The sequence below is a fragment of the Bartonella tribocorum CIP 105476 genome, from assembly GCF_000196435.1.
Taxonomy (GTDB): domain Bacteria; phylum Pseudomonadota; class Alphaproteobacteria; order Rhizobiales; family Rhizobiaceae; genus Bartonella; species Bartonella tribocorum.
Genome location: NC_010161.1, coordinates 1,346,513 through 1,368,466, shown reverse-complemented (window position 1 = coordinate 1,368,466; position 21,954 = coordinate 1,346,513). Strand labels below are relative to the sequence as shown.

21 protein-coding genes and 1 pseudogene are annotated in these 21,954 nt (G+C 45.6%); all 22 read left to right on the top strand.

Translation table 11 applies throughout. From position 1 onward, the window contains the following. Positions 1–34: 34 nt before the first annotated feature. Positions 35–2,377 (top strand): annotated as a pseudogene (locus BTR_RS12280) (DUF637 domain-containing protein); the annotation flags it as partial. 64 nt (positions 2,378–2,441) lie between these two features. Beyond that, positions 2,442–3,020 carry an SMI1/KNR4 family protein gene (locus tag BTR_RS06155; protein ID WP_012231843.1) on the top strand — a complete coding sequence of 193 codons (579 nt, stop codon included), beginning with the start codon at positions 2,442–2,444 and terminating at the stop codon, positions 3,018–3,020. 108 nt (positions 3,021–3,128) lie between these two features. After that, positions 3,129–3,287, top strand: a complete 159-nt coding sequence (locus BTR_RS12885) for a hypothetical protein (RefSeq protein ID WP_158305291.1) — start codon at positions 3,129–3,131, stop codon at positions 3,285–3,287. 514 nt (positions 3,288–3,801) lie between these two features. After that, positions 3,802–4,701 carry a phage head morphogenesis protein gene (locus BTR_RS06140; protein ID WP_244393408.1) on the top strand — a complete coding sequence of 300 codons (900 nt, stop codon included), beginning with the start codon at positions 3,802–3,804 and terminating at the stop codon, positions 4,699–4,701. A gap of 718 nt (positions 4,702–5,419) precedes the next feature. After that, entirely contained in the window at positions 5,420–6,469 is a 1,050-nt protein-coding gene (locus tag BTR_RS06135) for a phage protease (RefSeq protein ID WP_012231839.1), read from the top strand. Further along, entirely contained in the window at positions 6,466–6,807 is a 342-nt protein-coding gene (locus BTR_RS06130; RefSeq protein ID WP_012231838.1) for a DUF2190 family protein, read from the top strand. The genes BTR_RS06135 and BTR_RS06130 overlap by 4 nt, the downstream gene beginning before the upstream one ends. Before the next feature lie 12 nt (positions 6,808–6,819). Next, on the top strand, positions 6,820–7,785 hold the full coding sequence (locus BTR_RS06125) for a major capsid protein (protein ID WP_012231809.1): 966 nt from the start codon (positions 6,820–6,822) through the stop codon (positions 7,783–7,785). 15 nt (positions 7,786–7,800) lie between these two features. Further along, entirely contained in the window at positions 7,801–8,226 is a 426-nt protein-coding gene (locus tag BTR_RS06120; RefSeq protein WP_012231808.1) for a gp436 family protein, read from the top strand. A gap of 1 nt (position 8,227) precedes the next feature. Beyond that, on the top strand, positions 8,228–8,722 hold the full coding sequence (locus tag BTR_RS06115) for a phage virion morphogenesis family protein (RefSeq protein WP_012231807.1): 495 nt from the start codon (positions 8,228–8,230) through the stop codon (positions 8,720–8,722). Continuing rightward, positions 8,719–9,195: a hypothetical protein gene (locus BTR_RS06110; protein WP_049776837.1), complete on the top strand. Its 477-nt coding sequence runs from the start codon at positions 8,719–8,721 to the stop codon at positions 9,193–9,195. The genes BTR_RS06115 and BTR_RS06110 overlap by 4 nt, the downstream gene beginning before the upstream one ends. Positions 9,196–9,236: 41 nt before the next feature. Further along, positions 9,237–9,830 carry a phage baseplate assembly protein V gene (locus BTR_RS06105; protein ID WP_012231836.1) on the top strand — a complete coding sequence of 198 codons (594 nt, stop codon included), beginning with the start codon at positions 9,237–9,239 and terminating at the stop codon, positions 9,828–9,830. A gap of 12 nt (positions 9,831–9,842) precedes the next feature. Then, the gene (locus BTR_RS06100; protein ID WP_012231804.1) at positions 9,843–10,043 is read left to right on the top strand and encodes a hypothetical protein; all 201 of its coding nucleotides are present in this window, start codon (positions 9,843–9,845) and stop codon (positions 10,041–10,043) included. Between the two features lie 3 nt (positions 10,044–10,046). Next, entirely contained in the window at positions 10,047–10,433 is a 387-nt protein-coding gene (locus BTR_RS06095) for a GPW/gp25 family protein (protein WP_012231803.1), read from the top strand. Further along, the gene (locus BTR_RS06090) at positions 10,420–11,286 is read left to right on the top strand and encodes a baseplate assembly protein (RefSeq protein WP_012231802.1); all 867 of its coding nucleotides are present in this window, start codon (positions 10,420–10,422) and stop codon (positions 11,284–11,286) included. Before BTR_RS06095 ends, BTR_RS06090 begins: the two co-directional genes overlap by 14 nt. Next, positions 11,286–12,392: a phage tail protein gene (locus BTR_RS06085; protein WP_012231835.1), complete on the top strand. Its 1,107-nt coding sequence runs from the start codon at positions 11,286–11,288 to the stop codon at positions 12,390–12,392. The genes BTR_RS06090 and BTR_RS06085 overlap by 1 nt, the downstream gene beginning before the upstream one ends. Before the next feature lies 1 nt (position 12,393). Next, complete coding sequence (locus BTR_RS06080; protein ID WP_012231834.1) at positions 12,394–15,537, top strand: DUF4815 domain-containing protein; 3,144 nt, start codon at positions 12,394–12,396, stop codon at positions 15,535–15,537. A gap of 14 nt (positions 15,538–15,551) precedes the next feature. Continuing rightward, complete coding sequence (locus tag BTR_RS06075) at positions 15,552–16,868, top strand: Bgr_08870 family protein (RefSeq protein ID WP_012231799.1); 1,317 nt, start codon at positions 15,552–15,554, stop codon at positions 16,866–16,868. 9 nt (positions 16,869–16,877) lie between these two features. Continuing rightward, positions 16,878–17,090 carry a hypothetical protein gene (locus BTR_RS06070; RefSeq protein ID WP_012231798.1) on the top strand — a complete coding sequence of 71 codons (213 nt, stop codon included), beginning with the start codon at positions 16,878–16,880 and terminating at the stop codon, positions 17,088–17,090. A gap of 145 nt (positions 17,091–17,235) precedes the next feature. After that, the gene (locus BTR_RS06065; protein ID WP_012231797.1) at positions 17,236–18,525 is read left to right on the top strand and encodes a phage tail sheath C-terminal domain-containing protein; all 1,290 of its coding nucleotides are present in this window, start codon (positions 17,236–17,238) and stop codon (positions 18,523–18,525) included. After that, entirely contained in the window at positions 18,522–19,040 is a 519-nt protein-coding gene (locus BTR_RS06060) for a phage major tail tube protein (protein ID WP_012231796.1), read from the top strand. The genes BTR_RS06065 and BTR_RS06060 overlap by 4 nt, the downstream gene beginning before the upstream one ends. 9 nt (positions 19,041–19,049) lie before the next feature. Next, positions 19,050–19,463: a hypothetical protein gene (locus tag BTR_RS06055; protein WP_012231795.1), complete on the top strand. Its 414-nt coding sequence runs from the start codon at positions 19,050–19,052 to the stop codon at positions 19,461–19,463. Between the two features lie 131 nt (positions 19,464–19,594). After that, positions 19,595–21,931 carry a phage tail tape measure protein gene (locus tag BTR_RS06050; protein WP_012231794.1) on the top strand — a complete coding sequence of 779 codons (2,337 nt, stop codon included), beginning with the start codon at positions 19,595–19,597 and terminating at the stop codon, positions 21,929–21,931. Positions 21,932–21,954 lie beyond the last annotated feature (23 nt).

The window sequence follows — 21,954 nt, the reverse complement described above, 5'->3', positions numbered from 1 at the left end:
ATGAGACACATTTATAGGCAGATAAAGAACAGATAAGATTATGACTACCAAGGATCAAGATTTTAAGGACACGTATCAGCGGAATGAAAACCTTGTGTGGTGGAGTGAGAGGGATAAAGGCTATCTGAATGAGACTATCGAGCATGTGACCATCGAAGCTGGTGGTGGCATGAAGCTTGATGCGGGCAATGGCTTTGTTGTTGAATATGAGACAACGGGTGATTTTGACAAATCCCTTGAACAATTGGCACGCTCTCCAGGACTTTCATGGATCAAGCAATTGCGTGATGATCCAGAATTAGCCAAGCAAGTTGATTGGCAGGCTGTTAAAGCTGAATTTAAAGACTGGGATTATAAAGCCCAAGGTCTGACAGAAGCTGGTGCTGCTTTAGTCGCATTGGCTGTCACTGCTGTCACGGGTGGGGCAGCGTCCACAGCGGCGAATGCCATTACTGGTGCTTTGGGGCTTGGCTCTAGCACAGCCATGAATGCAGCAATACAGGCAGGTGTCCAAGCATTGATTAACAAAAGTGCTGTGGCTCTTGCGAATAATCGCGGCAACATTGCCGGTGCACTCCATGAGCTTGGCTCATCGAAGAATATTCTGGGTATTGTCTCTGCGATGTTAACAGCAGGCTTAACCAGCCAAATAACTGAGATGGCTGGTGTTGGACAATCTTTACCCAAAACGGCACCTTTGGTTGATCGCATCACCCGTGAGGCGGAAAAGAACTTGATCAAAGCAGCCATTGGCACGGGTGTACAAACGGCTCTTGAGGGTGGTTCTCTTGACAAGAACTTTTTTAACAATCTGCGCATCGCCTTGTCTGATACGGTTGGCAAATCGTTAGCGGAAGAAATCGGCACAGCTAAGGCAGAGGGCAAAATAGACACGGTCACACAGATCGTTGCTCACGCCGGTCTTGGCTGTTTAAAAGGCGCTGTTGCAAGCGGTGCTTGCTCTGCTGGGGCGATTGGCGGTGCTGTAGGTGAAGCCACCGCTATGCTCCAGTTTAAACTGTGGATGCAAAGCATTGTGAAAGAGGAAATGGGGGATCTTAATGGTCGCACCCCAACCGCAGAAGAGCAAGCCCGCATCACTGCAAAGATTGATGCGCAGTTTGCTGACTTTAGAAACCACACCATTGATGTAGCGCGTGCTGCCGGCGGCTTTGCAGCGGCACTTGCTGGTGGCAATGTTGATGCCGGTGCTGATGCTGCAGGCAATGCCGCTGCAAATAACTTTTTGAGTAGCGCCCAACGCGCCCAGATGAAGAAAGAGTTAGAAGAGTGTTCTGACAAATGGTGTCGAAAAGATGTTGCCGAAAAATGGCTTGAGATTGATGACCAACAAGATGTGTTTCTTACGGTAGGTACTATGTCTGATTTTATTGCCGATATACCAATGAGTCTATACGAGTTCGCTGATGGCGCTGTGAAGAACATAATGTTAAAAATAATAATAGCTGCTAGCAATCCATGGGGGAGCGGTAAGACAACTCTTAACGATGTTGGAACTGCAATGTCTTGGGCGGAGAGTGGACATGTGATTGATGATGTCTGGGAAGGTGCTGATCAATTCTTGGGAGGTGTTCAGGATTCCTTTATAGGGCATATAGATCACATAAAAGAGAATTTTGAAAAAGCGGGAGTTGACGGAGCTTTTAATGCTGGTTTTGAAAGCGGAAGATTATTAGCCGGAGGGCTAGAAACCTTTGTTGGAGGTGCTGGAGCCGTCAAGGGAGGCGTGAAGCTTGGCGAAAGTGCTCTGATCAAATTCATGATGAGGAAAGATTTTGCCCAATTCGCTTCCAAGAAAAATCTTTTAGAGCTTGCAGCTCAAGGAGATCCTGCCAAACTTTCAGTGAAGAAAGAACTGACCAACCTTGCTGCTCAAGAAAAAAAGAATTGGTTAAAAGAAAAACCCATTAAATTTACCGATAGCAAATTTGGTCAGACAAACAAAGTTTATCAGAGAAACGACCTGTTTGATCCTAACAGAGTTTCTGATTGGGAAGAAAAAGGGAAAACAGTATGGGGTACCAATATTGAGAGAATGGAAACAGGAAGAGCACCTATAGGATTTGATAATAAGTCTGTTGAGTTGCATCACCTAAAGCAAACGCCTGAGGGACCCATAGCAGAAATGAGTCATGAATCTCATAAAAAATATACTTCTGTGATTCATAATAATCCTCAAAAACATCAATCACTTATAGAGAGAAAAAAGTTTGATAAGTGGAGAGAGGAATATTGGAAGGAACGCGCTAAAGGGTATAGGGAACAAAAAAACAGTAATTTAGGAGGAATAATTGATATGAGATGGGGTATCATAGGGATAGATTTTGATAGATGGGGACAGGAGCATCGGCAGTAAATGCTCTACGGTTAATTGAAAAGAGAAAAAAGAAATTTATAGAATAATTTATGGAGAATAATTGATGAAGACCTATACCTTAGATGATGTTGTAATATTAATTGATAAAGTGAATAAATATGATGATGATATTATCCATTTTCGTACTGAAGATGATGCAGTTGATGATCTTATAATTGAAAGGGCTGAGAAAGCTCTTGGTTTACAATTCACATCCTCTTATAAGAGTTTTTTTAAACATTATAAAGGCGGGGACATTAGTGGTGAAGAAATCTATAGTCTTTATGAGCATCCTATAGGTGTTTCTGTTAATGACGTTGTTTTCCAAAACTTAAATGATAGAAAACGTGGTTTTACAACACCAGAACAGCTTATCGTTTGTGATGCTGATTTTGGTGAAACCTTTTACTTTGATTATACACAGTTTCGGGATGGAGAATGCCCGCTCTATGTCATGCTTCCATCTGAAGATTGCGAATATTACGCAAGTAATTTTTATGAATTCCTTTGCAAAAGGATTATAGTACACGCGGGAGAAGAGATACTTGATGCTGATCAACCGATTGAAAAGATTGAGAACACTCCCAGTCCACAACCTCTCCCTTTTTACAAGAGTTTTTGGAAAAAACTATGGAGGAGATGACATTGGAGGTGTGGAAATTCTAGTTTTTTTGGAGAGCATCAGTGTTACACAAGTAATTTTATGAGTTTTTATGTAAAAGAATTAAGGATTATGCTGGGGGGAATGATGATGCAAACCAAAGACGTAACAGAAATTTTAAAAAGACTTGGCTGGGAACCTTATCGCGATGAAATGGATGATATGTTTGCTTATTATCATCTCCCTGATCGTATCGTGCGTATTCACTATGGTGTCATAGATTATGGACGGGATAGCGGTGTAGTTTGACAGTAGGTTTTGCATTAAGTGGGAAGAGGTGGGATTAGTTAGGAATACGTGATAATTTGTTGTTTTTATGCATAAAATTTAGCATTAAATGCGCGTTTTGTCAAAATAGATTTTGACACCTAAAATGATCAAAAAATGCGAAAAATGGTAAAAAGCGCGTTTTCATTGTAAAAATGAGAAAAGCCTTTGAAAATCCTTTGAAAATTTTTAAAAAGTCTGTGAAAGCCCAGAAAACCGCCTTTGAAGACCCTTTGAAAAAAATCAATCCAAAAGTTCAATCGACTCCAAAATCAACCAAAAATGACCAAAAAAGCAAAAAAGATTTCCATATATGCGTGGAAATCTCAAAAATTGGATAATAAAACATTATTTATCAATATTTTGCATAATTTCTTTAAAGTAAAAAGATTTCCACTTTCATTTTAGAGGAGCATTAAGCCGAATTTTGTGTAGCTTTGGAGTGTTCTTTTTCAGCTTCGATTTGGCGCTTTAAATGCAATTTTAGAAGGTGCAATTGGGCAGCCCACGACGTTTAGAGACAGTCTATTGGGCAAATACCATGAGTGCGCATGCGGCAGGTGAGTGGGAGCGCACACAAAATAATAAAGAATTTTTGCCCTATCTCACCTATGCTTTGTCCAGTTCAGAGCATAAGCGTTTAGAACATGAAAGCTGGGTGGGGTTTACCGCACCTGTTGATGATCCCATTTGGGATTGGCTTTATCCGCCCAATGGCTGGCGGTGTAAATGTAGTGTGCGGCAAGTAAGTCGTTATGAGGCGGACAATTTAGGCTATGAAGAGGGGGCAGCCCCACCCCATGTGGAGACGCGGGTTTGGCGCAATAAGCGGACGGGGCGCGTTGAAAAGATACCAAAGGGGATTGATCCTGGTTGGCATTTGAATCCTGGAAAACATCGTGCGCAAAATTTAAGCAATTTTTTGAGTGATAAAATTGACGCCATGGGGGACAATCAGAAACGCATTGCCATTGAAGATATTGTGGGCTCACCCCTTTTGGAAGCCATGTTTGAAGGACATATGCCACGTGGATTTATTCCCATTGCCCCCATGATCCAAAAGGTGCGTGATGTTTTCGCAGCGGAGGGCTCTCTTATTCGCTTATCTTCAGACAGTGTGAAACATATTTTGTTAGAGCATCAAGCGCGGTCTCTTCGCTTGGAGGATTTTCGAGGCGCCATTCAAACCTTCATAAAGCCCTATGGCGTTATTAGACGAAAAGATGCACAGAGTGTTGTGTTTTTGGGTGAAAGTGGTGGGGCATGGTGGCGCTTTGCAGTCAAATGGGTAGCAAGCAAACAAGAGTGGTGGCTTATCTCGATGCATAAAAAGAGCTTTCGCGAAATTCAACGTTTGTTAAACGCGGCTGAAAAGAAGGATGAACGGTTGTTGTAAAGAGAATACCGTAAAGCTCTGTTGGCTTTGCAAAGAAGGAACTGGTGTGTGAGGAAAAATGAGAAGGCGTGGAGGGCGGTCAACTCCTCGCAGATCCGGTAAAACCGTCCTGGCATAACTGGCTCACACCTCGAGAGCAATGTAACAGTTTCAACGTTCAAAAGCAATCTTTAAAAAAAATGGCGCTCTATCGCCTTTGAAGTGTCTTTGAAAACAATTTTATAAGAGTGTTTGACTTGGGGGTGTTTTCTTTAAAAGGAAAAAGAAGGACGAACGGTTGTTGTAAAGAGAACACCGTAAAGCTCTGTTGGTGTTTGTGAGAAGGAACAGGTGTCGAGGAAAATGAGAAGGCGTGGAGGGCGGTCAACTCCTCGCAGATCCGGTAAAACCGTCCTGGCAAAACTGGCTCACGCCTCGTGGGTAATCTAACAGTTTCAACGTTCAAAAGCAATCTTTAAAAAAACGGCTTGAGAGAGGCTTTGTTGTGTGGAGTGATAATTTACCTCTCACTTCACAACGGCGCTCTATCGCCTTTGAAGTGCCTTTGAAAACGATTTTATGGGATGGTTTAGCACGGGGGTTTCTCTCACAAGGAGAATAATAGGGAAAAGAGTGTTTTTTTAAGAAATGCCCTTTTGACTGACACTGTCAGACTTATAAGGTGAAGCGGTTTCATGCATTGTATTGCCAATGACAATTGTAAAGCAATAGGCAATGTATGGAACAGGAATTTCACGAAGATCAAAAAGATGGGGATGCCCAGACATTTTATGATGGGACATTTCATGCTGCGTTAATAGATCTCTGTCCAGACGTTTTATGCCAAGACATTTCATTTGAAGACGCCACCATTAGCCAAGCGCCTGAGTGGGTAGAGTTGTTGCCCAAAGCGCCCCATGTGAAGGCACGTGATGGACGACAATGGCATTATAATCCGCAAACTATTTTAAAAGCCTTTGCAGCCAATAAAGGACCGCTTGTGATTGATTATGAGCATGGACAACATCACCGTGCGAGAAATGGCTTGGAAGCGCCGGCAAGCGGTTGGATTGAAGAATTAGCGGAGCGGGATGGTGCGATTTGGGGACGGGTTAAATGGACAGATATGGCTACCAAAAAAATTATTGCTCGAGAATATCGCTATCTTTCGCCTGAGTTTCGCCATTCCAAGAAAGGTGAAATTTTAAATTTAGCCGGTGCTGGACTGGTCAATCGTCCAGCCCTTGTGATGACGGCTTTAAGCCGTGAACAGCCCAAAATACCCCCTATAACTTTGACGGAGAAAATGATGGATTTGACAGCCATTGCCAGTGCACTATCGTTGGCAGAAGATGCTAAAGCGGATGAGGTTTTAGCAACGCTTAAAGCGCGCGAAAAGGAACGCGTGGAACTTTGCACCCAATTAAAAAAAGCGCGAGAAGATTTAGCGCTTTTGCAAGAAGAGCAAAAAAACAGTGCCATTGAGAGTCTTTTAGACAAGACCATTGAAGAGGGCAAGATTTTGCCGGCAGCCCGCGCAGAATATCGTGCGCTCTGTAGCCTTGAAGGGGGGATGGAGCATTTTAAAAGTTTGATAGAAAAATTGCCGGCGCTTGCCTCAACAAGCCCTCTAGAAGTGTGTGCCTTAGCACAAGAACCAAAGCTTGCGCCAGAAGAGGTTGCTGTTGCGGCACGTCATTATCAGGAAGAGCAGAAGAAAAAAGGCTTCGACATCACTATTAGCCAAGCGGTCGATCATATTTGTGAACAAAAGGAGCGCCCATTATGAGTACGATGATTTTGATTAAATCTTTTCGCGCTGCTGCAGAAATTTCACCTTATTGCATTGTTGCAGCACGAACTGAGGGAATGGTGGCAACGGCTTCTGGAAAGGGTGATAAATTATTAGGCACTGCCGGCTCTTTGAGTGCAAAGGCTGGTGAGATGCTTGATGTTGGTCAATGTGGCTGGGGCGAAGTGATCTGTGGGGGCAATGTTTCCTTTGGTGATTTTTTGACCTCTGACCCCAAAGGGCACGCCATAAAGGCAGAAGCAGCAGACCGCACCATTGGTATTGCCATGAGTGATGGCTCTGCTGGTGATGTTATTTCTTTTAAAATTAATTAATCGAGGCTAAAAATGAATAGACCTTTTCCCATTGATCCAACACTTACCGCCATTGCTATTGGGTATCGCAATCCAGCAGGTTCTCTTATTGGCGATAAAGTTTTGCCCCGCGTTTCTGTTTTAAGTGAGGTGTTTAAATATAGTGAGTTTCCTCTAGCGGAAAATTTTACCGTTCCTGAACTTGAGGTTGGGCGAAAAGGACGCCCGAATGTGGTAGAATTTTCTGCCTTTGAACGGGAAGCCAGTGTCAAAGATTACGGGCTTGATGATCTCATTCCCAATTCCGATATTGAGGCAGCAGCTCGCGCACGGGCAGAAAAGCGCTCTCGTTATAACCCCGAAAAGACAGCTGTGGAAGGACTTGCCAATTTGCTGGAATTGGGGCGTGAAGTGCGGGTGGCAGCGCTTGTGCAAGACAATAAAAATTATGCGCCAGAGCGGGTGATGACGCTTAAAGGCGAGGATAAGTTTAGTGATTATGAGAAATCAGACCCTTATGCTGTTTTAGATGAGGCCATGGATAAAAGTCTCATCTATACGCCCAACACCCTTGTGATGGGCAAAGTTGTTTGGTCAAAACTCAAACGCCACCCTAAAATCATCAAAGCCGTTAAAGGGGGTGGTACTGCTGATGGTTTTGTCACCAAAGCGCAATTTGCTGATCTGATGGAAATACACCCCGATCGTTTACTCATTGGTGAATCGCAAGTGAATTTAGCTCGCAAAGGGCGTACGGCGCAATTGGCGCGCGTTTGGGGCAATAAGATTGCTCTGCTTTATATTGATCCTACCAAGCAACAGGCGGATGGTTCGGTGATTAGCTGGGGCTTTAGTGCTCAATTGGGTGAGCGTATCTCTGGGGTGATCTCTGATCCAGATATTGGTTTATCGGGTGGTAAACGGGTGCGTGTGGGTGAACGGGTGTGTGAATTGGTCGCTGCAAAAGATGCCGGTGTGTTGCTGCAAGATGTTGTTTAAGGGAATCTTTAAAAGATGGCGTATGCAAGCAAAACATTGATTGAAGAGCTCTGGGGTGATGATTTCTTAAAAGACTTATGTGCTTTTGATGATGAGAATTCTGATCCAGTGCTTTTAGATCAAGCTATTGCCCTTGCTCTAAACCAAGCAAGTGGTGAGATTGATGTGCATTTGTCTCATCGCTACTGTGTCCCCATTGTTGGACAGCCGGCGGCTCTCAGCATGATTTGTGTCAATATTGCTGTTTATAATTTAGCCATACGCCATACGGCACTGACCACCACCATTGAAGATCGTTACAAACAGGCGGTTGATTTGCTGAAACGCATTGCGGAAGGCAAGGCGGGTTTGGGGGGCGATGAGCCTAAAATTATGAGCGAAGATGGTCCCGTGCGTGATGGGGCTTTTTTTACTGCTAAACCGCGTTTGATGGGAAGGTAACATGTCTGTTTCAACCCATATTGAGATTAAAGAGACAGGGCTTGAAGCGGCCTTATCCTTTTTACAAAAGGGAGCTGATAGCTCGATGGGGACTTTAGCACAAGGGGTTGGACGCCTCATTCAAGAGAGCACAAGGCGGCGGATTCAAAGTGAAAAAACCTCTCCCCAAGGAGAAAAGTGGAAAAACAATCATGCCCGTACCTCCATTCTTTTTGCCAGTGGGGCGCTCTCACGCTCCATTGATATGAAAGCTTCACCAGAAAAGGTGATGGTGGGGAGTGGGTTGGTTTATGCGCGGATTCATCAATTGGGTGGGGTTATTCGCCCCAAAAATGGCAAAACCCTTCGCTTTTTTCTGAAAAGCAGCAAAGCACAGCGTTTTGTGTGTGTGCCGCAAGTGACCATGCCGGCGCGCCCTTATTTGGGGCTTTCAGAGCAAAATAAAGTGGAAATTGTCAAAGCAGCAGAGGATTGGTTGGGAAGGATCTTTTCGTGAGTCAAATGATCAAGCAAGCAGGGCGTATTAATGCCTTTCGTGAGGCGGTGATAAAGAGCCTTAAACGCGCTTTGCCGGATGTGCGTGATTGCGGCTGTCAATTTGGACGCTTTAATTTAGAAGAACTGGAAACACAAATGCTTGTGGCACCAGCTGTGCGTGTTGCGGTTTTAGAAAGTCGTTTAAATCCTATGCCTTCTGGGCAGCAGAGTGCTGATCTTCATTTAGGGGCATTTATTATCACCACGGGCAAAGAGCGGGATGTTTCCAGTTGGCTTTTGGCAGAAGCGATAGGGGTTTTATGCCATAGCGGACAATTGTGGGGCTTGACACATTTGAGCGCCCCGCGGGATGTCCAGATTGAACCGATTATCTCTGCGGCGATTAAGCAGCGTGGTGTATCGATCAGTGTGGTGGAATGGCACCAAGATTTGTATCAGTTGGGACAGGATATTTTTGCTGATGCGGGATAACTCAAAGCTGGGTTGATTTATTTAGACAATGAGGTGGGGGCATGAATGATGCACATCTCTTAAGCGATACCTTTCGACAAATTATGAAGCGTCTTGATGCGCTTGAACGCTGTCTTGCCAACCAGCACATGATTGGGCGGGTTGTGCAAGTTGATGGTCATAGGGTGCGGGTGAAACTTTTCTCTGAGAGTGCCAATGGACAAGCGGTTTTATCGCCTTGGCTGCAAGCACAAGAAGCGGCGGGGGCTGTTTCCAGCAATATGCCTTTCAATGTTGGTGATCCGGTGCGGTTGTTGAACCCCCATGGTGAAATTGGCTCCGCCTCTCTGGTTGTACGCGATAGCTATAGTGAGGATATGCCTAACCCCGCACGCTCGCCGCAAGAGCTTGCGCTCTGTTATGCGGGGGGCGCTTTGCGGATGACAAAAGATGAACTTATTCTCTCCCATGGAGAAAACCAAATCCATTTGAGTGCACAAGGTCTGGTGCTTTCTCATCAAGCAACCCGTGTTGCATTAACGGGCAGTGTACAGATTGAAGCAGAAGATTTGCAGCACAATCAAATTTCTGTTGGCGCAAGCCATAAACACGGCGGGGTCAAAATCGGTCCTTCCACAACCTCTTCCCCCCTTTAAAGGAGTTTTATCATGCATGAGAACACTTATGTTGTTTTAACCAATGCCGATTTTGTTGCAGGCAACCGTTCACCAGGCAAGGGTGAAGAAATCCGTTTAAGCGGTGAGGCAGCAAAATACCCTTTGCTTCTTGGTCAGATTGCTGAAAAAACAGCCCCCGTTGTTGCTGCGGCCCCAACCGTTTCTACCACAAAGACAAGCAAAGGGGCTTAAACCATGCGTTGTGGGGTGAGCGAAAAGGATGGCTCTCTCTTATATGGTTGGGATCATTGCCAACAATCACTCCATAAATGTTTAATGACAAGGATAGGAACACGGGTTTTGCGTCGCCATTATGGGTGTGATGTCAGAGAATTCCAAGATGCCAATGCTGATCCTGCAACAATCTTACGTCTTTATCAAGCCATTGCCTGCGCGCTCGATAATCCAGAATGCGGAGAGCCTGGGTTCTCATTGCAAAGGATTGATCTGACCAAAGCAACGCGCGAGGGGACATTCCACTTTGTTTTAAGGGGTGTTTTTTATCCCGATGGACATTTGGGGGATTGGTCCCATGGGCAAGAGAGGCAATTTCCTTTAGAGGTTTTTTATGGCAGAGCTTGAACATTTACCCTTTTCACAACTCCCTCTGCCACAAATTATTGAAGAGCTTTGTGTTGAAGTAATTTTAGAGCAAAAGATTGCGCGTTTGGTGGATGTTTTTGCAGCTCATCATATTCCCTATAATGTGGAAAAGACCGCTTATGACCCCGTGGTCATACAATTACAAGCGGCTGCTTATGAAGAGTTGCTGTTGCGCCAACGGATTAATGAAGTAGCGCGAGACAATTTACTGGAATTTGCGCGTGGGACAAGTTTAGACCATTTGGGAGATTTTCATGGGGTTACGCGCCTTTTAGATGAAGATGATGCGCGGTTTCGCCGCCGCATTCGCTTAAATAGGCAAGGGCATTCCACAGGGGGCACAGTGCCCCGCTACCAATATTTTGCCCTCTCCAGCGATATCCATGTCAAAGATGCTTTTGTTTATCGTGAGGGTAAAAGCCCGCTCATTCATGTGGCGCTTTTTAGTGACAGCCCATCAGGGGTGGCTGATGAGGCTTTGATTGCCAAGGTGCAAGCAGCCCTTGATGAAGAACAGGTAAAAATGACCAATGATACTCTCTTGGTCAAAAGTGCCGTGCAGCGGGTGATCGATATTTCGGCTGATCTTTGGTTGTTGCCTCATGAAGGTTTTCTTGTTTTAGAAAAGGCAGAGCAGAATTTGAGAGAAGAGTGGGCGCGTACATGGAGACTAGGGCGTGATCTCTCTTTAAGTTGGATACTCAGTCGCCTGATGGTTGAGGGTGTGCATCATGTGGAGATAACGCAACCGTGCAAGGATATTCTGGTCGCCCCTCATGAGGCGATAGCACTAGGGGAAATTGCCTTATCATTACGGGGGCACGCTTATTGATGGTCTCGTTGTTATTGCCGCCAAATTCAAGCTTGTTTGAACGCTGCCTTGCTGATGCAATGGCTGTTGATGTTCAAGTAAAAAGGGCACTCGAAGATATTTCTCGTGCCAAATTAATCACGCGCCCTCCATCTTGGTTGCCCTCTCTCATTGATGAATATGGTTTACAAGAACTCACGCCTTATTTCTCGAATTCTTATGATCTGATTGACCAAGGGCTTGCATGGCAGCGCTTGCGTGGTTCTGTTGCAGCCATTGAGTTGGGACTTCAATGGCTTGGACTTTCGGCACACTTTACACCCGCATGGTCAGGGCGTGCATGGTGGAATTCCTTTCAACTTGATTTTGATCAATTGCCTGAACAAAGCAGCCTTGAAGCCATTGAAGCCATTGTCGACCTTTCCAAAAGTTTGCGCTCTGATTTTCGCCGTAGCACCTATGGTTATGATGTGGGAGCTATAGAGGGCGATATGTCACACCTTGATGACAGCATGCTGGATTTTGAAAGTGGCGTGCGCTTAACAGCTCGTGACACTCTGTTTTCCTTTGGACGCACCACAGAAATTAATCACACGCTCACAAAACAAGAAGGCAAGCTTATTGGCAACTGGATTGATGACTTTGACGAGGAATTAAGCTGGAACCAAATCGATTACCCTTGGGATTTGGCAAATTTTCCTTGGTGTTCGGTTAAAAAACATGAACGCGATATCCTTATGGCAGAGTGGTTCCAAAACCGTCCCCTTTATTTGGCTTTAAGAGATCTCGATAACACTCTGATTGGGTTTCGAAGATGCAGCATTGTCCAACCTGTTGAACAAGCGATTGAGGGCGCCTACAGCCATTGTGGTAACAGATTTAACCCTTCCCCAACAGGTACTCTGTTATTTCTTGCAGCCCGCACAGATTTTGAAGATGTTGAGGACAAACAAGCCGCTTCTGTTTCCCTCCTCGTTCATGGCTCTCTGGCAGAACAGACACCTCTTGGTAAACTTTGGTTAGGGGCTAATGAACTACGTGGCGGTGTAGAAATTCTCAAAACACCCATCAACATTCCTTTGCGTGCTGATGTTCGCGAACAATTCAAGATTTTATTGAGGTTTTAACATGAAACATGAAAGCGGACTACCCTTTGCAATTGATAGATCGGTAGGCAAAGATGAACAACAAAGCGTTGTGTTTTATGGCAGGCGCTCTTTTCTTCAAGGTGGTGAACTCAATGAAATGCAAACCATCATCAGGGGGCGTCATGACCGTTTGGGGCGCCTTGTGGCACAAGAAGGAGACCGCGTTGAACGAGCAGATGCCTTTGTCAACAAAGACACAAAGACCGTTACCTTAACGGAGGGTAAGATTTATATTGCAGGCGATATCTTTCCCGTCTCAAATGCTGTTCTCACGAATATTTCCATGATGGGGCGCGTGGAAATCGGTGTAAAGTTGCAAAAGAAATGGGTGACCTATGAGGATGATCCAGAACTCTTAGGACAAGTTCCAGGCTCCTTGGCAGAAGGAGAACCCGGGGCGGCACGCGAGGTCGCAAAACTTGTCTGGGCTCTCAAAGATGATGACCAGCAAGGGACTTTCTTTCCGGTCTATATCTTGCAAGATGGCGTTTTGATTGATCAAAAATCCCCCTCATTACTTGAACCCGCTATGCAAGCCATTGCGACGTATGATCGCGCTCATGGACACTATATCGTGGGGGGATGCCGTGTCACAGCTTTGGGACAAGAGGGACAAAAGCAAGTGTTCAGTATTCAAGAGGGAGAAGCCAATATCAATGGTTTCAAACGCAAGCGCTTGGCTGCTTTGCGCTATGAAGAACTCGAGGACTTTTCGACAAGTGCCGTTCCTAGTGAAACCCATATTTTTGCACCTCCAAAGGGCAAGACAAGCTTTACCTTTAAAACCTATTATACCCCCATTGCCGCTGTTCATTCCCTTTTGTTGACGAAAGAAAAAACCGTGACAATCACTCGCGGTGCAGTTGCCTCCGGGCGTGATGGGGTGGCGGACAAAAGTATCACCGCTTTTATCAAAATTGTTCAAGGAACCAAGGAATTTAAAGAAGGCAAGGATTTCAAAAAAACCGGAGACACCATTGATTGGGCGCCCATGGGCGATGAACCACTCCCCGGCAGTAGTTATAAAGTGACCTATCGATACCGCGCGAGCATAAAAGCGGATAAAGTAACAGCGCAGGAAATCACCGTCTCAGGAGGGGCTGAGGGAGGTGATATCATTGTAAGCTACACTTATAAACTCCCCCGCATTGACCGTATTGGTCTCAACACAGGAGGCAATGTTGTCTATATCAAAGGCGTCTCGGCAGACCAACCCATGGCTCCCAGTGTCCCGGATGATGTGCTCTCCCTTGCTACCATTACCAACAATTGGCTTAGCACCCCCCAAGTGGCTAATGATGGCACGCGTGTTGCCCCTTATGATGAGATGTGGCGTTATTTTCAACGGGTGCTCTCTCTTGACCGCCTCATGCAATTAGAGCGCATTAAAAGCAATGTTGACTCTAAAGAGCCTGTTGCCAAAAAAGGCATGTTTGCAGACCCTTTTCTCGATGACAGTTATCGCGATGAAGGGTTTCCCCAAACAGGGGCTATTGGTCATGGCATTTTACAGCTTGCCATTGATCCAACCTTTTATACTGCCCCCCTGAACGCCCCTGTCACACTTGACTGGACCAATGAAGTGATCATTGCGCAAGAATTGACTACGGCTTGCGAAAAGATCAACCCCTATCAAAATTTTGCACCTCTCCCCGGGACTGTCTCCCTTACCCCCGCAACAGATTTTTGGCATGAACAGCGCACCGATTGGCTCTCAAGTGTCACCAATCAACTCAATATGGGATGGAATCGCGGGAGAACTATCCGTAACACGGAAGTACGTGATGACCTCATCAATGAGACTCGAGAGCAAATCGATTTTTTAAGACAAATTAAGCTGAATTTTAAGATTGAAGGCTTTGGTCGTGGTGAAATCTTGGAAAGCCTTACCTTTGATGGTGTGGATGTCTTACCCAACAGCCGCCTTGTTGCCGATAGCAAAGGCACCCTTGAAGGCATCTTTAGCATTCCTGCGAATATTACGGCTGGTACAAAGAATGTGATTGCACGAGGCAGAGGGGGCACCGTTGCAACAGGGCTTTTTACCGGTCAAGGGGTGATTGATGTAAAGGTGATGCGACGTACCACCACGGTGAAAATATGGACACAAGTAGACCCGCAAGCCCAAGTCTTTACCCCTGATGAAACACGGCAAATCACGGGGATTGATTTCCATCTTTGTAAAATAGGCAATCAAGCCCATGATCTGGTGATTGATTTGGTCACCACCGAAAACGGTTATCCGACCGCTGATATTCAAGCCCAAACATCTTATTCCATGAAGGGTGCCAAAACCGGCTGGGCTAGCGCACGCTATGATGTACCCTTAACCGTCCCTGATGACCGTCTGACCGCCTTTGTCATTAAAACCGATGATGCGGATCATTCCGTATCACTGGCTAAACTTGGGGATTTTGATAAAGACAGCCAAAGATATGTCTCAAGCCACCCCTATGTGACGGGTCCGCGCTTTTCTTCTGTCAATGCACAAAGCTGGAGCGCCCATCAAGATGAAGCATTAGCCTTTCGGGTGTTGGCTGCACGCTACAGGCAAACAGAAAAGATGGTTGATTTAGGCACCTTTGATCTTGTGGATTGTTCTGATTTGCAAGTGCGTGCAGCGGTAGAATTGCCTTCAAGCGATTGCTCTGTCATCTTTGAAATTGAACGCAACAACGGCACGGTTTACCAACTGCTACCCTTTCAATTGCTAAGCCTTAGCGAATATATCAGTGAAAAGGTCAAGCTTCGCGCCATTCTTAAAGGCACAGAGAAACTCTCTCCGGTGTTATTTGCCCCGGTTCAGTTGATTGCAGGAAAGATTCATAAAACAGCAACTTATATCACGCGGGCTTTTGCCTTTGGGGAAAAGGCAAGATTGACCAGCTATATCAAAACCTTCTTGCCGGGCGGTTCCTCTTTCACCCTCGAGATGCAACTGGATGATGGGGCGTTTGTCCCTTTGAAACTCGATGAAACAGAACAGTTATCGGAGCCTCTCTGGACAGAGCGCAAATTTATTAGTGGTGACAAAACAGCCAAACAAGCACGCCTTAAACTCACCCTTACCGGTGGACCGGCGGCGCGTTCCATGGTGTGTGATTTTGGCGCCGGCATCATATGATGGGAGAATAAGAGATGACAAAAACCAAAAAACTCGACATGGAATTGCCACAAGAAGGGCGTTTTATCAGTTCTGAATTCCCTATTTTGCGTGAAAACCTCAATAAACTTGATCAAGCGCTTGTGGCTGTTGAGGAAAAAATAGACGAAAAAGCGCCTTTACAACACACGCATACCATAAGTGAAATCACAGATCTAGAAAGCACTCTCAATGGCAAGATGGCAGCCGATAAAACTTTCTCATTTGCTGATTTAAGCGATATCGAGGGGGCAAAAGATGCAGCAAATAATTATGTTCTCTATAAATCAAGCAACAACAATTTTACCTTTGGTAGTGCTGTCTCCCTGTTAGGCGCGCACCAGCATAAAACCGAAGATATCGTGGGGCTTGATGATTTTAGAGCTAAGATTAATCAAGATCTAACAAGTTATGGGCGCCTCACAAGCCCAAATGAATGGAAAAATTACAATAAATTTACCAGCAAAGTCACCATGAGTGGTGGCTTAGAACTTTTGGATAATTCGCCGTTTAGCCTTATTCATAATGGTGAAACGGTGACAAGTTTAAGCACAACGGGAAGCACGTTGAAAGGACCGCTTAAAGTGGATGGTGATGTTGTTTATACGAAATCAGAAATAGATAAATTAATAGCTTCATTAGTCAAAAAACCGGTTGAAATTCTCATTACAGAAAGTGGTACACTTCCATTTCCCGCAGATGTCACTGATGACACAGAGGTAGAAATATGGGCATGGGGAGGTGGAGGCAGTGGAGGGACTGGAGTCCGGTTAAAAACTACTTATAACGGTCGTATCACATACACCTATTATGGTGGAGGTGGAGGCGGTGGAGGGCAATGTGTACGCGTTAAAATCAAAGGATCTCAGCTTAGAAAAGCAAAAAATATTCAAATTGGTGGTGGTGGTAAAAATGGTAATGGTGGTGCCACGATTATTGAAGGGGTTCTCATCGCCAATGGTGGGAGTATAGGCTCTAATGGTAGTGGAGTTACCGAAACAGTAGGAAAAGGAGGAAGAGGAGGTTACACAAGCATTAAAAACTTTATTTTTTCTGGCGGTGATGGTGGAGATGGCGGAAGCTACTCGGGTGGAAGTTCTCTTTTTGGAGGTGGAGGCGGCGGCGGGGGATCTAATAATGGTAATGGTGGCTGTGGTGGTGAAAGTGACAAAGGTGGTAAAGGTGGTAAAGGTGGCCATAACCAAGCTGATGCAGGTGGTGGTGGTGGCGGTTATTTTCCTGGAAAGGATGCAGCAAATTACAACAGTGGTGACGGTGGAAATGGCGCAATATTGTTGAGATTTTTTATATAGGAGTTTTTCATGAAATATGCAGTTGTTGAAAATGGTGTAGTAACGAATATTATTGTCGCATCTGAGAATTATGTCCATGCCTTTGATGGTGAAGCTATCCGCTCAAGTGAAGCACAAATCGGCTGGACTTACAAAGACGGAGTGTTCTCTCCTCCCGTGGTGGATAAAGACACAATGGCAGAGCCTAGGCATAAATCACAAGAAAAAGGTGAAGAAGCTTAGACACTCAAACAATAGTGTAATGATGCTTGATATGTTTTTAAAATCTCTTTCAAAGCCCTTTTAAAGGGCTTTTTTGACTGACAGTGTCAGACTTATGAAAGGGAGCTCTTGTTGTTATGGTCTCTCCATTGATTTGGAGAGCAAAATGGCAATAGAATTTAATCATGGTATCCGCCTCATTGAGGATGGTCAAGCTTCTCGGCCCTTAGAGATGTTTAGCCAAACCGCCCTTGGGGCGGTTGTTACAGCCCCTGATGCTGACAACCAAGTTTTTCCCCTTAACGAGCCCGTGTTGGTCTTCACCCATGAGACAGACAAAATCCAAAAGCTTGGGACACGGGGCACAGCTCTTGATGTTATCAATGCCGTGCGCGCGCAAGGGATTGAGGCACAAGTGATCCTTGTGCGGGTGGAAGAAAAGTCAACCATTGCTGAGACACAAGCTGAAATGGTGGGATCAAATACTCACTTGACCGGTGTGCATGCCTTGGCTCATGCGCGGGGGCATTTGGGGGTGGAACCTGGAATTTTACTTGCACCAGCTTATAGTGCAGGGCGCCTTGATAATGGCAAAAACCCTGTGGCAGATGCTTTGGAACAGGTGGCAGAAAAGCTACAAGCCATTGCTGTGTTTGATACGGGGGGTAAAAATACGCAAGAAAGCCTTGCCTATCGTGCAGATTTTTCCTCACGCTTTTGTTATCTGATTGATCCCTTTGTACGGGTGGCAAATCGTGAGGGAGGTGTGAGTATAAAACCCGCAAGTCCTTTTGCCGCCGCCATGTTTATCAAACGTGACAAGCAAAGGGGCGGTGTTTTCTGGTCTCCCTCCAATCAAGATGTGCATGGTATTTTAGGGACAGCACGCCCCATTAGCTATTTTGATGGGGAAATTGATCATGAGGCAAACCGTCTCAATAAAGCCGATATTGCGACCTTTATTCCCGCGCGCCTTAGTCAAAATGGGCAGGGAGAAGTAGCTTCCAATGGGCGCATTTTATGGGGCAATCATACCACCTCCAGTGATCCGCTTTGGCGTTTTGTCAATGTGGTGCGCACCCGTGCGGCACTGGAAAAAACCATCATGAACAATTTACGCCCTTGGGCTAATGATGAGAATCTCACCGGTCAACATGTTATTGCCATTACCCGCTCTTTGACCAGCTTTCTTGATGATATGATTGCACGCGGTGCACTGCTTGGTGGGCGGGTTTGGTTTGATCGGGATTTAAATTCAAACAGCAATTTACAACTTGGCAAATTGCGGGTGGAATTTGATGCAGAAGAAGTGCCCCCTCTCGAAGATTTAAGCTTTGGCAGCCGGCGCAATGGTGCTTACTTTAATCGGCTGGCGCAAGATATCCAAAAGAAAATGACATATGCTTTTGGTGATACGCTAGAGGGGTATCGCAAAGCAGCAAGGAGTGACATATGACTTTAAGAATTGTTCGTGGTTTTACCCTGATTGTTGATGATGATGTCAATCTCCATCTTGATCTTGAAACCCTCAAATTGCCTACGTTAGAAGAAATCACAGAAACCTATCAACCAGGGGGCTCTGATATGCAAATTGATGTGAGCGGTCTTGGTGTCAAAGCATTAAATTTGCAAATGAAAATCCGCAGCCACACCCCTGAAGTGATTGGTATCTTTGGTGGTCCTCCTGGTCTTCGTCATAAATTTACCGGCAAAAAACATGTGGTGTCTGAAGAAGATGGACGCGAGCATGAACATTCCATTGATGTGACAGGGCGGTTGGTCAAGGTGGATAGCGAAGGCTTAACGGCAGGAAAAGCCACAGGCTATGATTGCGAGATCAAAAATATTTGGGACTATACGGAATTTTGGGATGGTTCTGTTTTACACCGCTTTTCTTTTAAACGGGGCGGTTGGCTTGTGCGCAATGGACAAGAGATTGGTGAACGGCGCCGCTCTATTCTCAATTTATAGGAATTGATCATGACAAGTTTACAAACCAGCCTTGATGTAGAGCTCCAAGTTCCCCTTGTTTATAAGGAGAGTGATGGCAAAGAATTGACACGGCACAAATTGACCTTTTATCGCCCAAACTTCAAGCAAGCACGCCAATTAGCCGTGTTGATTGGACCGCAGTTGGCAAAGCTTGTTCTGCTTGGCTTAGAAGAGGATAAAACAACATTGAGCAATGATGTGCTCATTCTTAAAGTTTGTGAGGCATTGCTTACCCATGAGGCGATGGAAGGAATAGCCGTGCTTTTAGCCGATATGTCTCATGAATCTGTTGAACTCATTAATCGTCTTGATGTTATCGATATTATGGCAGTGTTGAAGGCATTTTTTGCTTTTTTTCCCACACGCCAATCCTCTCTGCCAGACAATTTGGAGCAGAACTAGCCCTTTATTATCACTGGGCGCCTTCAGAGATTAACCAGATGGATTGGCTTGATGTGATTGCTTATCGAGAAGAACTCGCGCGCCTTAAACAACAAGAATATGAAAGCCAAATGTTAGGATAAGATGCAATCATGGATGTTTCCCTTGTTGTGCGTTTTGTTAATCATCTGCAAGAGGGGATCGCTTCTGCCAAGCGAGACTTAAGAGCCTTTAGTTTAGATGTTGCGCATTTCCAAAACCAGACACGAAAACATTTTAAAGGGTGGTTTGACCCTGAGCATCTTAAGGAAGCCACAGCCCATGCAGAAAATGCTTTTATCCATGCGCGTGGGCGCATGGTGGGGGCGATTGCGCAAACCGCAACCTTGATTGCCCCTCTTTATAAAGCCATGCAATTTGATCAATCAATGAAGGGCTTGGAAAAGGTTCTGGATGCTCCCCTTGATCGTTTAAAAGAATTGCGCCGTTTTGCTTTGGAAACCTCTACAAAGATCCCTTTGGCTGCCCGTGAAGTCTTAGAATTGATGACCAGTGCTAGCCAAGCAGGCATTGGTGAACAAGATCTCGAGGCTTTTAGCATTTATGCGGCCAAAGCGGCTGTTGCTTTTGATATGACAGGGGATCAGATTGGGGAACGCTTTGCCAAATTGCGCAATGTCTTTAAGCTTAATCAGGAAGGTATTGAAGATCTAGGGGATGCCATCAACCATCTCTCTAACCACATGGCAGCAAAGGCCAGTGAGGTGTCTGATTTTACCAATCGTGCCACCGGTGCAGCCACTATGTTTAAGTTGACAGCGCGCGAAACCGCGGCATTTGGTACAGCGATGATTTCTGCTGGGATTGTTCCAGAGAGTGCGGCGCGTGGTTTTAATACGATGAGTGCGCGCATTCAAGCAGGAGGCAAACATATTGAAGATGCCTTTAGCAATATTGGGCTCTCACGCCAGAAATTCATGGAAGATTTGGAGAAAGATGCCACCGGTACCTTGGTGCGCTTTTTTAATGTGTTGGGCAAATCTGAACAAGGGATGCGCTCTCTGATTGCCATTGCAGGGCGGGAGTTTACCGGTGATTTTGCCAAATTGGTGGGGAACCCCCAATTGTTAGGGCAAGCTTTAGATTATGTGAAAGATCCACAAGTCTTTAAAGGCTCTGTAGAACAAGAAGCCGATAAACAAGCAACCGGTGCCATGCGGCAATTTGAACTGTTGCAAAACCGTATTGTGGCTTTAGGGATCACCATTGGTGAAGTGCTCCTGCCTCCTCTCAACAGTCTCATGGAAAGTGTTGGGGGATTTGTCAATGGTTTGATGGCGTGGGCTAATGAACACCCTGTTTTAACCGGTGTGATCATCAAAACCATTGCCGCCCTGATGGCTTTTAATATTGCTTTGCGGGTTGTACGTTTTACCATGGCGGGAACCCGCCTTGGGCTTCTTCAATTGATGGGCTCTTTTATCAAGATGAGGGTTGTGAGCCGCACGCTGAAGGCAAGTTGGCGCGGATTAGTCGCTTCAGGGCGCTCATTGGGTTTAATGGCAGCAGGGCTTGGTGGGAGTGCGCTGCGTCTTCTTCGCCCCATGACTTTACTTGTGGGGGCTTTACGGGGGATAGCCGTTTCAGGTGCGGCATTTTCTGCCTCTTTTGGCTTTATTGGGACAGTAATCGAAGTGGTTGGGGCAGCTATTGCCTCTGTTGTGGGGGGGATTTTTACCCCAATAGGGGCTCTCATTGCTGCTGTTGTGGCTGTCATATTGGCTTCTGGTTTTGCTTTGTGGAAATATTGGGATCGTTTTTCTTCTTTTGTCAAAGGTTTTGCACGGGGGATAACACGGGCTTGGGGCCAAGCCTTTGAAGCCGTCATGCGCTTTTTTGGTGCCGATACGGCAACCATCACCAAATGGAAAAATATCATTGCTGCTGCTTTTGATCTCTCTTCCCATTGGCAAAAGTTTAAACAAGGACTTTCCTCTGTTTCTCAAAGCTTTGCTGGTTTGTGGGAGGGCGTTAAACAAAGCTTTTCTAATTTTTGGGGGTGGTTGAAGCGTTTTTTTGTCCGCGAAAAGCTCACAGAGAGTGCCAAGGCTGGTATGGAACAAGCCGGCGAAGATTTAGCGAGTTGGATTGTTGATGGTTTTATGTCGTCCATCTCACAATTGATGGATTATTGTAAATCTTTACCTCACCGCATAAAGGGGTGGATTGGGTCGATTGATGTAAGAGAGTTTTTGCCAAGTTTTTTGGGGGGTAAAACGTCCATCCAACCCATAGTACAATTTGCGGGGGCTTCTCCTGTAAATTCATCTGCCAGAGAACCAAGAGACAAAGACCGTTCCCCCATCACCCACAATCAAAATGTCACAGTGCATGTTAATGGGGCGCGTGACCCCATGGCCACCGGTCGTGCGGTTGCTCATGCTTTGCAACGGGCACGCGCCAATGCGCTGCATGGTGGCACAGAATGATAAGGACGACAGAATAAGGGACA

What these genes read in the sequence shown, in the direction of transcription:
- BTR_RS06130 (WP_012231838.1), top strand. Translation starts at nt 6,466, where the DNA reads ATGAGTACGATGATTTTGATTAAATCTTTTCGCGCTGCTGCAGAAATT.
- BTR_RS06050 (WP_012231794.1), top strand. Translation starts at nt 19,595, where the DNA reads ATGGATGTTTCCCTTGTTGTGCGTTTTGTTAATCATCTGCAAGAGGGG.
- BTR_RS06125 (WP_012231809.1), top strand. Translation starts at nt 6,820, where the DNA reads ATGAATAGACCTTTTCCCATTGATCCAACACTTACCGCCATTGCTATT.
- BTR_RS12885 (WP_158305291.1), top strand. Translation starts at nt 3,129, where the DNA reads ATGCAAACCAAAGACGTAACAGAAATTTTAAAAAGACTTGGCTGGGAA.
- BTR_RS06135 (WP_012231839.1), top strand. Translation starts at nt 5,420, where the DNA reads ATGGAACAGGAATTTCACGAAGATCAAAAAGATGGGGATGCCCAGACA.
- BTR_RS06090 (WP_012231802.1), top strand. Translation starts at nt 10,420, where the DNA reads ATGGCAGAGCTTGAACATTTACCCTTTTCACAACTCCCTCTGCCACAA.
- BTR_RS06120 (WP_012231808.1), top strand. Translation starts at nt 7,801, where the DNA reads ATGGCGTATGCAAGCAAAACATTGATTGAAGAGCTCTGGGGTGATGAT.
- BTR_RS06075 (WP_012231799.1), top strand. Translation starts at nt 15,552, where the DNA reads ATGACAAAAACCAAAAAACTCGACATGGAATTGCCACAAGAAGGGCGT.
- BTR_RS06095 (WP_012231803.1), top strand. Translation starts at nt 10,047, where the DNA reads ATGCGTTGTGGGGTGAGCGAAAAGGATGGCTCTCTCTTATATGGTTGG.
- BTR_RS06155 (WP_012231843.1), top strand. Translation starts at nt 2,442, where the DNA reads ATGAAGACCTATACCTTAGATGATGTTGTAATATTAATTGATAAAGTG.
- BTR_RS06100 (WP_012231804.1), top strand. Translation starts at nt 9,843, where the DNA reads ATGCATGAGAACACTTATGTTGTTTTAACCAATGCCGATTTTGTTGCA.
- BTR_RS06080 (WP_012231834.1), top strand. Translation starts at nt 12,394, where the DNA reads ATGAAACATGAAAGCGGACTACCCTTTGCAATTGATAGATCGGTAGGC.
- BTR_RS06065 (WP_012231797.1), top strand. Translation starts at nt 17,236, where the DNA reads ATGGCAATAGAATTTAATCATGGTATCCGCCTCATTGAGGATGGTCAA.
- BTR_RS06070 (WP_012231798.1), top strand. Translation starts at nt 16,878, where the DNA reads ATGAAATATGCAGTTGTTGAAAATGGTGTAGTAACGAATATTATTGTC.
- BTR_RS06060 (WP_012231796.1), top strand. Translation starts at nt 18,522, where the DNA reads ATGACTTTAAGAATTGTTCGTGGTTTTACCCTGATTGTTGATGATGAT.
- BTR_RS06085 (WP_012231835.1), top strand. Translation starts at nt 11,286, where the DNA reads ATGGTCTCGTTGTTATTGCCGCCAAATTCAAGCTTGTTTGAACGCTGC.
- BTR_RS06105 (WP_012231836.1), top strand. Translation starts at nt 9,237, where the DNA reads ATGAATGATGCACATCTCTTAAGCGATACCTTTCGACAAATTATGAAG.
- BTR_RS06115 (WP_012231807.1), top strand. Translation starts at nt 8,228, where the DNA reads ATGTCTGTTTCAACCCATATTGAGATTAAAGAGACAGGGCTTGAAGCG.
- BTR_RS06055 (WP_012231795.1), top strand. Translation starts at nt 19,050, where the DNA reads ATGACAAGTTTACAAACCAGCCTTGATGTAGAGCTCCAAGTTCCCCTT.